Source organism: Streptomyces sp. NPDC090032, from assembly GCF_044748025.1.
Lineage (GTDB): Bacteria > Actinomycetota > Actinomycetes > Streptomycetales > Streptomycetaceae > Streptomyces.
The window spans coordinates 477,993-487,944 of record NZ_JBIVFF010000006.1; the positions used below are offsets into that span (position 1 = coordinate 477,993).

The window sequence follows — 9,952 nt, forward strand, 5'->3', positions numbered from 1 at the left end:
TGGGTATGGCCAACACCAGTGCCGGGCGCGACGCCTTGACCGGACCCCTTCCGTGACATCTGGTCGAGCCAGCTGCCCGGGCCCGGCACGCCAGGCGGGTCAGGCGGGTGCGCACCACAAGAGGCACCGAGTAGGCACAGAGTGCGGGTACGAACATGCCGCAGCGCCCGGCGACACCATCAGGGTCAGCGGGCACCGCGGCATTATTCATGCGCCTGGGCTCTCGCCCGGGACTTCTTGTCGCAGCCGCGTGCCGGTCAGGGCACGCTTCAGGACGCGAGAACCTCGTCGAGCAGGGCCTCGGCCTTGTCCTCGTTCGTGTTCTCCGCGAGCGCGAGCTCGCTCACCAGGATCTGCCGTGCCTTGGCGAGCATGCGCTTCTCACCTGCGGACAGTCCGCGCTCACGCTCCCGACGCCACAGGTCACGGACAACTTCCGCGACCTTGATGACATCGCCGGAGGCGAGCTTCTCGAGATTTGCCTTGTAACGGCGCGACCAGTTCGTGGGCTCTTCGGCGTACGGCGCGCGAAGCACCTCGAAGACCCGGTCGAGACCGTCCTGACCGACCACATCACGTACGCCGACGAACTCCGCATTGTCCGCTGGCACACGCACCGTCAGGTCACCCTGCGCGACCTTCAGCACCAAGTAGGTCTTGTCCACGCCTTTGATCTGGCGAGTTTCGATAGCCTCGATCAGCGCGGCCCCGTGATGGGGATAGACCACGGTGTCGCCAACCTTGAACGTCATGTGACAGGTACCCCTTCCGTGGCTATCCAGGGTAACACGGAAACGGCGTCTTCTGAATGGCGTTTTCGCAGGTCAGGGCATATCTCGGGGCTTGACAACCACAACCGGAACGTGCTGCGGAGGGCCCGCACAGAGGGGTATCCGCAGGTCGGAGCGGCTCTTCGGCGGAGAAGAAACGCGCACGTTACACCTACCCGCAAGGGTCCGCAGGGGGTTGAACGTCCCGTTTTGCGTGGTTCGAAGCGCTGAACTTCCGCTACTCCGTTCGGTGACTCGGAGGCGCGTGCGACCCGAATCCAGAATTGATCACCGTGGCGGGTGATCAATTTTCCGTACCGCCATGCATTCCTTACCGGAAATCCGCAGCGACGCTCCCGTGGCACTTATGTGAATGGTGAACGGGAGGCCAATGTGACCTGTCGCGTTTGGTGAGGTGGGAGTGGCTGAGGAGGGACCGGTGGGGGTGTGATCACGGGTGGGGCGGGTGGCGCTCGGGCCGATCGGAGCGGGGGATCGGCCGGGGCCGAGATCCATCCAAAACTCCCTAGGGGCGGGTCGGGTGCAGCGGCGCGTGAACGGCTCGGTAACCTAAGCCCGCTGACAGACCCTTAGGGCGGCTTTACACCCGTCCAGGGCGTCCAGACCCTTACCGCCCACGTTCTAGGAGTTGCCGCCGCCGTGAGCAGCAGCCTTCGACGCGGCGCCCTCGCCGCCGCCGCCCTCGCGTTCTCGATCGCCTCGCTCGCCGCGTGCGGCGCCGGAAACAACGCCCAGACGTTGGAGGTCAAGCCCGACAACGCGGAGACCTCCGTCGGGGACATCCGGATCCAGAACGCCACCGTGATCACGCAGCCCGACCTGAAGTCCACGGGTCCGGCCGTCGTGACCGCGACGCTCTTCAACAACGGCTCCAAGGCCCAGACCCTCGACTCGATCGTCCTCGACGGCGTCGGCAAGAAGGCCGAGCTGTCGGACGCCGACGGCAAGAAGACTGTGAAGATCCCGGCCGGCGGCTCCCTCGTGCTCGGCGGGGAGGGCAACGCGTCCGCGCAGCTGCCCAACAGCCGCACCGCCGACCTCGACGGTGACGTGCGGGCGCTGACCTTCACGTTCAGCACCACGGGCGCCGTCAAGATCCAGTCGTTCGTCGTGCCGGCCGAGAGCTACTTCAAGAAGTGGGGCCCGAGCGAGATCCCGGCCGTGCCGAGCACGGAGCCGTCGGAGTCCGCTTCCGGCTCCGCGACGCCCTCCGGGTCGGCCACCCCGTCCGGCTCTCCGTCCGAGTCCTCCTCGGGCAGCCCGGCCGCCGGCTCGACCGCCTCGGAGAACGCCTCCGAGCACTGATCACGTACGTATGCAATGGCGAAGGGCGGGACCCCCGGTGGGAGTCCCGCCCTTCGGCGTTCCGTGACTGGGTCACCGCCGTGACCCGGCCGCTCAGGGCTCGAACAGACGCTGTGCCGGACTCCGTCCGGACGCTCCGGGCCCGGGTTGTCTACGGCTCGAACTTGTAACCCAGGCCACGCACCGTCACCAGGTAGCGCGGGGCTCCCGGGTCCGGCTCGATCTTGGCGCGCAGGCGCTTGACGTGGACGTCGAGGGTCTTGGTGTCGCCCACGTAGTCCGCGCCCCACACGCGGTCGATCAGCTGCATGCGGGTCAGGACGCGGCCCGCGTTGCGCAGGAGCATTTCGAGGAGGTCGAACTCCTTGAGGGGCAGGTCGACCTTGGAGCCGGAGACCGTGACGACGTGGCGGTCCACGTCCATGCGGACCGGGCCGGCCTCCAGGGCCTGCGGGGTGACCTCCTCGGGCTCCCCCCTGCGGCGCAGGACCGCGCGGATGCGGGCGACCAGCTCGCGGGACGAGAAGGGCTTGGTGACGTAGTCGTCGGCTCCTATCTCGAGGCCCACGACCTTGTCGATCTCGCTGTCCTTGGCGGTCACCATGATGACCGGGACGTTGGAACGGCCGCGCAGCTGGCGGCAGACCTCGGTGCCGGGCAGGCCCGGCAGCATCAGGTCGAGCAGGACGAGGTCGGCGCCGTTGCGCTCGAACTCGTCGAGTCCGTCGGGTCCGGTGGCCGCGATGGCGACCTCGAAACCCTCCTTGCGGAGCATGTACGACAGGGCGTCGGAGAAGGATTCCTCGTCCTCGACGACGAGCACTCGGGTCACGGAAGGACCTCCGGGGCGGCAGGAATGGGATCGTATGCGGTTGTCTCGTCGGGCCCGGCGGCGTCGCTGCCGTCGTGGTGTCCGTATGCGTCGCCGCCTACGTGTCCTGGGCCGCGGTCGCGGGTCGCGCCTGCCTCCGGCAGCCGCAGGGTGAACGTGGAGCCCTGGCCTTCGGAGCTCCACACGGTGACTTCCCCGCCGTGCGAGGCCGCCACATGCTTGACGATGGCGAGACCGAGGCCAGTGCCGCCGGTGGCCCGGGAGCGGGCCGGGTCGACGCGGTAGAAGCGCTCGAAGATGCGCTCCTTGTCCTTGTCGGAGATGCCGAGCCCCTGGTCGGTGACCGCCACTTCTATGAGGTCTCCGCCGGGTGCGCTGACCCGGCGCGCGGCTATGCCCACGCGGGTTCGGGCCGGGCTGTAGTTGACGGCGTTCTCGACGAGGTTGCCGAGAGCCGCGGCGAGCTGGCCGCGGTTGCCCCAGATCTGGAGGTCCGCGGTGCCTCCCGCGGCCATGGTGATCTGCTTCGTGCCGGCCTGATGGCGGCAGCGGTCGATCGCCTCGGCGACGAGTTCGTCGACGCGGACCGGCTCGGCGTCCTCCAGCGGGTCGTCGTTCTGCACCCGGGACAGGTCGATGAGCTCCTGGACGAGGTTGGTCAGGCGGGTCGCCTCGATCTGCATCCTGCCTGCGAAGCGCTCCACCGCCTCCGGGTCGTCCGACGCGTCCATGACCGCCTCGGAGAGGAGGCTGAGCGCGCCGACCGGAGTCTTCAGCTCGTGGCTGACGTTCGCCACGAAGTCGCGGCGGACCGCCTCGATGCGGCGGGCCTCCGTCAGGTCCTCCACGAGGAGCAGGACCAGGCGGGAGCCGAGGGGGGCCACCCGTGCGGAGACCGCGAGGGCGTCCCCGCGGCCGGTGCCGCGGCGGGGCAGGTCCAGCTCGACCTGTCGTATCTCTCCGTCACGGCGGGTGTCCCTGGCCATGAGGAGCATCGGCTCCACGGCCAGCTTGCCGCCCCTGACCAGGCCGAGGGCGTATGCCGCCGAGCTTGCCTTGACCACGCTGTCCGCCTCGTCCAGGACGACGGCGGAGGAGCGCAGTACGGAGAGGACGGTGTCGACGCCGGGCGGAAGGACCGGGTCCGTGTGCAGGGAGGTGCGGGTGGGTCGTTTCTGGTCGCGTTCGCTCCAGCGAAACGCCAGCACGGCGATCACCCCGGTGCACACCCCGGCGATCGCTGCCGCTGCGGCGACCGCCGCGTTCACGTCCATGCCTCCAGGTTATGCGCCTCGTCAGGGCTGCCCACAGCCGTCCGAGTGGTAGCTCGAACACTCGTCGCCCAGAGTTCACCTTGGATACAGGGGTGATTCATTTGGGGTGACGGAAACGGACGCGTACAGGGCCGAACGTGGGAGCGTGGGGCACAGCAGCCCCGCAGTAGTGAGTGAGAGGGACAGTTGTATGCGTGACGCGTACCACGAGGAACTTGACTCGATCGGCGAGGGCCTGGTCGAGATGGCCCGCCTTGTCGGGTCGGCGATCGGGCGCGCCACCACGGCCATGCTCGACGCCGACCTGAAGCTGGCCGAGAGTGTCATCGCGGCGGATCAGAAGGTCGACGATCTGCAGCATGACCTGGAGGCGCGGGCGATAGCCCTGCTCGCGCGCCAGCAGCCCGTCGCCACGGATCTGCGGATCGTCGTGACCTCGCTGCGGATGAGCGCGGACCTGGAGCGCAGCGGTGACCTGGCGCAGCATGTGGCCAAGCTCGCCCGGCTGCGGTTCCCGGACCAGGCCGTTCCGCACGACCTGCACGCGACCGTCCTGGAGATGGGGCAGCTCGCGCAGCGGCTCATGGCGAAGTCCGCCGAGGTCATCATCACCAAGGATGTCGACCTCGCGCTCCAGCTGGAGCAGGACGACGACGAGATGGACCTGCTGCACCGGACGCTGTTCCAGCACCTGATGGACGACCGGTGGAAGCACGGCATCGAGACGGCCGTGGACGTGACGCTGCTCGGCCGTTACTACGAGCGCTTCGCCGATCACGCGGTGTCCGTGGCCAAGCGTGTGGTGTATCTCGTGACCGGTGAGCACGCCGACGACATCCAGGCGCCTCAGCCGCAGCCTGTCGACGGCAGCTGACCCGGGCCCCTCTCGGGGGGAGCAGTCCGCCGGAGGCCCCGCACCTGTGTGGTGCGGGGCCCCCGGCATTTTCCGTCATGTCAGCCCGGTCAGCCGCCGCACTGGCACGGCGCGCCCGACTGGCAGCCGCAGCCGCAGCCCGAGCCGCAGCCGCAGGCGCCTAGCAGGACCAGCCGGTGCGGCTCCGCGACTTCCGTGGGCTGCTCTGCGCTGGCTTCGGGGGTGGGGGACTCGGCCATGGTGTTCCCTCCTCGGGGCGAACTGCCTGTCCCCCAGTTCATGCCCAGCCCGGCGGGCGCGTCAACGGCGCACACGCGCGCGGGTGTTCACCACGCCGGCCATCTTGTGACCGATGGTGCCGATGAGGAGCAGGGCGACGACCGTGCCCAGAGTGAATGCTTCGAATGCCGTCCGCGTCACCCCCCACGTGCCGTGGAAGTCGTACGTGATGCCGAGCAGCGCCTCCAGCGTGCCCGGGAACAGGGCCGCCCACGAGCCGGTCAGGATCCACGCGTACACCAGCGCCGCGCAGATCATGAACCCCTTCGTCCCGAACGGGACCCGGTACGGGCGCGGTACGTCCCGGTGGCGCAGGCGCAGGACCGCCAGGGCCGGGATCACCGTCAGGTACGAGAGCAGCAGGGTCGTCACCGCGACGGTCAGGACGACCGAGAACACCGCCGCCGCGTCGCCGTCCGCGAGCCGCATCGCCGCCACCATGAACACCGTCGCGATCGCCCCCGACAGCAGGTTCGTGCGCACCGGTGTGCCCAGCGTGGGGTGGAACGCGCCGAGCTTGCGGCTGAAGAAGCCGCCGTCCGCCGCCGCCATCGCCTGCATCCGGTCGCTGACGATCATCCACGCGCTGCCCTGGGTGAGGAGCGCGAAGACGAACAGGAGCGCGGTCACCTTCAGGAGCGCGCCGCTCGCTCCTCCGTAGACCGTGAAGATCGTCCGGGCGCCCTCCATGAAGCCGCCGATGCCGGTCACCTTGCCCGGCGGGACCACGGAGAGGATCGCCAGTACGGGGAGCAGGTAGCAGGCCGCCGCGATCGCCGCGGAGCGGCCGAGGGCGGTGGGGACGTCGCGCTGCGGGTCGTGCATCTCCTCGCCCGCCGCGTTGGGGGCCTCGAAGCCGACGTACGCGAAGAGGAGGACCGGGACCAGGGCCAGGAAGCCGGCCGTCGTGGGGCTGAAGGTGGCGGTCGCGGTGGTGTCGCCCGCCGTTCCCGTCAGGCCCTGGAAGCCGTGCACCAGTCCGTACGCCACCGCCGTCGCCGTGAACAGAGTGAGCGCGAGGACCTTGGCCGCCGCGCCCGCCGTGGTGATCCATTTGCCTTTGCGCAGTGAGACCACCGCCGTGAGGATCGCCGTCCAGATGAACACCGTCTTGAACGCGTAGTCCGCGAACGTGCCCTGGCCCAGGCGGAACACGAAGCCGTCCCAGGTCTGCGCCGCGATGAACACGAGCGAACCGCCCAGCCAGATCGGGTTCGTCACCCAGTAGAAGAGCGTCGTGAGCGCCGCCGTCAGCCGGCCGAAGGCCAGCTTCACCCAGACATAGGGGCCGCCCTCCTGGGGGAAGGCCGCGCCCGTCTCCGCGAAGAGCAGCGCGTACGGGACGAGGAACGCGACCGCGATGACCGCCGTCCACGTCACCGCCTCTCCGCCGCCCGTCGCGATCTGGCCCACCGTGTCGAAGGAGATCACCGCGGCCACCGCCATCGCCGTGATGTCGAAGCGGCGGAGGCTTCTGTGGAGGTGGGGGTGGGGGTGACTTCTTCGCCGGTGGACTCCGTGGCGGCTGATTCCGCGGTGGCGGCGGATTCCGCGGTGGCGGTGCTTGGTGGTGGTGGTGCTTGTTCTTTGTAGTCGGGCACGTCTGTGTCCTCGTGGCTCGGGACGGGTGGGACGGTGCGGGTGGCTGTGGGGCGCGCTGCTGTACGTGGTGCGGGGGCCCGAGGGGCTACGTGGTACTACTCGGTGATCTCACCTGTAGGTGTCGTGCGTTCGAGGACCGAGCGCATCGCCGTCGCCGCCTCCTTCGCCTCCTGCTCCGTCATGATCAGCGGCGGCGACAGGACCAGGCTGTGGGCCGAGTCGCGCACGATGACGCCCGTCTCCTTGCGGATCACGTCGTGCGGCATGCGGGCCGGGTTCAGGGGAAGGGGGGTGCGCGTCTCGCGGTCGGCGACCAGTTCCACCGCCAGCATCATGCCGACCGAGCGGATCTCGCCGACGATCGGCAAGTCACCCAGTTCATCGGCGAGTTGGGCGTGGAGGTGTGCGCCCATCGTCACGGCGCGCGACAGGAGGTTCTCCCGTTCGATGATGTCGAGGTTCGCGAGGGCCACCGCCGCCGCCACCGGGTGGCCGTTGTACGTGTAGCCCATCGGGAAGCCGTGGTCCTGGAGCAGCGCCTCGGTCACCTCGTCGGAGACCAGGAGTGCGCCGAGCGGTGTGTAGCCCGACGTGATGCCCTTGGCCGTCGTGATGATGTCCGGCTGCACGCCGAAGTGCTGGGCCGCGAACCACTCGCCCACGCGGCCGTACGCCGTCACCACCTCGTCGAAGATGAGGAGGATGCCGTGGCGGTCGAGGACCTCGCGCACGCGCGGCCAGTAGTCCGCCGGCGGGACCAGCATGCCGCCGACGCCCATGATGGGTTCGCCGATCATCGCCGCGATGTTGGACGCCCCGATCTGTGCGATGCGCCCCTCCAGTTCGGCGATCAGGAAGTCCGTCGGGTCGGCGCCGCCATAGAGCTCGGTGCGATACGGCCACGGCGGCGTCAGGTGGCTGACGTGCGGCATCATCGGGGCGAAGCCCTCGTGGTAGACCGGGAACCCGGTGGCAGAGCCGCCGCCGTAGCCGATGCCGTGGTACGCCTTGTCGCGGGCCAGGATCCAGGTGCGGGAGCCCTCGCCCCTGCGGTGGTGGTAGTAGCGGGCCATCTTGATGGCCGCCTCGTTGCCCTCCGAGCCGCCCGACGTGAAGTAGACGTGGTTGAGGTGGTCGGGGGCCAGGCCGGCGAGGCGTTCGGCCAGCTGGATCGCCTTGTCGTTCGAGAACTCCCAGAAGCTCGTGAAGTATTCGAGCTGCTGCATCTGCGCGTGCGCGACGTCCGCGATCTCCTTGCGGCCGTGGCCGACCTGCGCGAGCCAGAGCCCGCCCGTCGCGTCCAGGTAGCTGCGGCCCTCCGCGTCGGTGAGGCGGCAGCCCTTGCCGTCCGTCATCACGACGCGTTCCTCGGCCGTGCCGGGGAGATAGGGGTGGATGATGTGCGCCCGGTCCGTGGCGGCCAGCTGCTGTGCGGGGGTGAGGGTCATGGTGTGTTCGTCCCTTCGGGAGGTTGTATGGGGGCGAGTCGTCGCTACCCGTACGTGATCCACGTCGTCTTCAGGCCCGTGTACTTGTCGAGGGAGTGGAGCGACAGGTCCCGGCCGTGGCCGGACTGCTTGAAGCCGCCGAACGGCGTCAGCGGGCTCAGTGCGTCGACCGTGTTCACCGAGACCGTCCCGGCGTGCAGGGCGTCCGCCACCCGGTGGGCGCGGGCCAGGTCCCTCGTCCACAGGGAGGCCGCCAGTCCGTACGGGGAGTCGTTCGCCGTCGCGACCGCCTCGGCCTCCGTGGTGAAGGGGTGGACCGTCAGGACCGGGCCGAAGAGTTCCTCGCGGGCCAGGGGTGCGTCGGGGTGCAGGCCGGTGACGATCGTGGGGGTGACGTAGGCGCCGTCGCGGGTACCGCCCGTGATCACCTTGCCCTCCGATGCCTCGATCGCCGCGAGGACCCGGACGGCCTGGGCCTCGTCCACCAGCGGACCGAGGTTCGTGCCGGGGTCCAGGGGGTCACCCGGTACGAAGCGTGCCGCGTGCTCCGCGACGCGGGCCGTGAAGTCGTCGGCGATCGAGCTCTCCACCAGGAGGCGGGTGTTGGAGGAGCAGACCTGGCCCGCGTTGTACGCGAATCCCCAGGCGGCGCGCTCCGCCGCCGCGTCCAGGTCCGCGTCGGCGAAGACCACGTTCGGGCTCTTGCCGCCCGCCTCCGGCCAGACCTGCTTCATGTTCGACTCGGCGGCGTAGGCCTGGAAGAGGCGGGCGACCTTCGTCGAGCCCGTGAAGACCAGGGTGTCGACGTCCCCGTGCAGGCCGAGGGCCCGGCCCGCCGTGTCGCCCAGGCCGGGGACGACGTTCAGGACTCCGTCGGGCAGGCCCGCCTCCGCCGCCAGTTCGGCCAGGCGCAGGGCCGACAGCGGGGACTGCTCGGCCGGCTTGAGTACGACACTGTTGCCCGCCGCGAGCGCCGGGGCCAGCTTCCAACTCGCCAGGTCCAGCGGGAAGTTCCAGGGGACCACGGCGCCCACCACGCCCAGCGGCGTGCGGCGGACCGTCGCCAGGCTGCCGGGTGGCGCCGGCGCGATCTCGTCGTACAGCTTGTCCGCGGCCTCCGCGTACCAGGCGAAGACGCCGGCCGCGCCGGGTACGTCCGTGCCGTAGGACTCGGCGATCGGCTTGCCCATGTCGAGGGTGTCGAAGAGGGCCAGCTCCTCGGCGTTGGCGGTGATCAGGTCGGCGAGCCTGAGCAGGACGCGCTTGCGGGCCGCCGGGTCGGTGCGGGACCAGCGGCCGTCCTCGAAGGAGGCGCGGGCTGCGCGGACCGCCGCGTCGATCTCGGGCGCTTCGCCGCGCGTGACGTGTGCGGTGACCTTGCCGGTGGCCGGGTCGGTGGTGGGGAAGGTCGCCCGGGTTCGGGATTCGGTCCATGTGCCGTTGATGAACGCCCTTGTGCGGGGCGTCAGTTCTGCTGCTCGGCGCTGCCAGTCTGCGTAGGCGTGCATGCGGCGGCTGCTCCCCTCTACTTCTTTGAGATCGGATTC

General features: G+C 69.7%; 8 protein-coding genes. 2 read left to right on the top strand and 6 right to left on the bottom strand.

Features of this window, described 5'->3' with window-relative positions:
• Positions 1 to 269: 269 nt before the first annotated feature.
• Positions 270 to 752, bottom strand: coding sequence for a CarD family transcriptional regulator (locus ACIPWY_RS17570; RefSeq protein ID WP_003953493.1), 483 nt, complete (start codon positions 750 to 752; stop codon positions 270 to 272).
• A 678-nt stretch (positions 753 to 1,430) separates the two neighbouring features.
• Between ACIPWY_RS17570 and ACIPWY_RS17575 the strand changes: the two genes are divergently transcribed.
• Positions 1,431 to 2,096 (top strand): DUF461 domain-containing protein, encoded by a 666-nt coding sequence (locus ACIPWY_RS17575; protein WP_362898197.1) that lies wholly within the window; start codon positions 1,431 to 1,433, stop codon positions 2,094 to 2,096.
• Positions 2,097 to 2,247: 151 nt separating this feature from the next.
• Here the strand turns inward: ACIPWY_RS17575 and ACIPWY_RS17580 are convergent, their stop codons facing one another.
• Both ACIPWY_RS17580 and ACIPWY_RS17585 read right to left on the bottom strand, forming a co-directional pair.
• A complete protein-coding gene (locus tag ACIPWY_RS17580; protein WP_111665435.1) occupies positions 2,248 to 2,928 on the bottom strand; it encodes a response regulator transcription factor in 681 nt (226 codons plus the stop codon).
• A complete protein-coding gene (locus ACIPWY_RS17585) occupies positions 2,925 to 4,202 on the bottom strand; it encodes an ATP-binding protein (RefSeq protein WP_362898199.1) in 1,278 nt (425 codons plus the stop codon). The genes ACIPWY_RS17580 and ACIPWY_RS17585 overlap by 4 nt, the downstream gene beginning before the upstream one ends.
• 190 nt (positions 4,203 to 4,392) lie before the next feature.
• On the opposite strand from ACIPWY_RS17585, the gene phoU reads away from it, so the two are divergent.
• Positions 4,393 to 5,076, top strand: coding sequence for a phosphate signaling complex protein PhoU (phoU, locus tag ACIPWY_RS17590; protein WP_362898201.1), 684 nt, complete (start codon positions 4,393 to 4,395; stop codon positions 5,074 to 5,076).
• Between the two features lie 300 nt (positions 5,077 to 5,376).
• On the opposite strand, the gene ACIPWY_RS17595 is transcribed toward phoU, so the two are convergent.
• The 3 genes from ACIPWY_RS17595 to ACIPWY_RS17605 form a co-directional block, all read right to left on the bottom strand.
• Positions 5,377 to 6,903 carry an APC family permease gene (locus ACIPWY_RS17595; RefSeq protein ID WP_401533855.1) on the bottom strand — a complete coding sequence of 509 codons (1,527 nt, stop codon included), beginning with the start codon at positions 6,901 to 6,903 and terminating at the stop codon, positions 5,377 to 5,379.
• 149 nt (positions 6,904 to 7,052) lie between these two features.
• On the bottom strand, positions 7,053 to 8,405 hold the full coding sequence (locus ACIPWY_RS17600) for an aspartate aminotransferase family protein (RefSeq protein WP_362898205.1): 1,353 nt from the start codon (positions 8,403 to 8,405) through the stop codon (positions 7,053 to 7,055).
• A 44-nt stretch (positions 8,406 to 8,449) separates the two neighbouring features.
• On the bottom strand, positions 8,450 to 9,913 hold the full coding sequence (locus tag ACIPWY_RS17605; protein WP_393701310.1) for an aldehyde dehydrogenase: 1,464 nt from the start codon (positions 9,911 to 9,913) through the stop codon (positions 8,450 to 8,452).
• Between the last annotated feature and the right edge of the window lie 39 nt (positions 9,914 to 9,952).

Coding starts and splice junctions, on each gene's coding strand:
- ACIPWY_RS17570 (WP_003953493.1), bottom strand. CDS start 752: ATGACGTTCAAGGTTGGCGACACCGTGGTCTATCCCCATCACGGGGCC.
- ACIPWY_RS17585 (WP_362898199.1), bottom strand. CDS start 4,202: ATGGACGTGAACGCGGCGGTCGCCGCAGCGGCAGCGATCGCCGGGGTG.
- phoU (WP_362898201.1), top strand. CDS start 4,393: ATGCGTGACGCGTACCACGAGGAACTTGACTCGATCGGCGAGGGCCTG.
- ACIPWY_RS17600 (WP_362898205.1), bottom strand. CDS start 8,405: ATGACCCTCACCCCCGCACAGCAGCTGGCCGCCACGGACCGGGCGCAC.
- ACIPWY_RS17605 (WP_393701310.1), bottom strand. CDS start 9,913: ATGCACGCCTACGCAGACTGGCAGCGCCGAGCAGCAGAACTGACGCCC.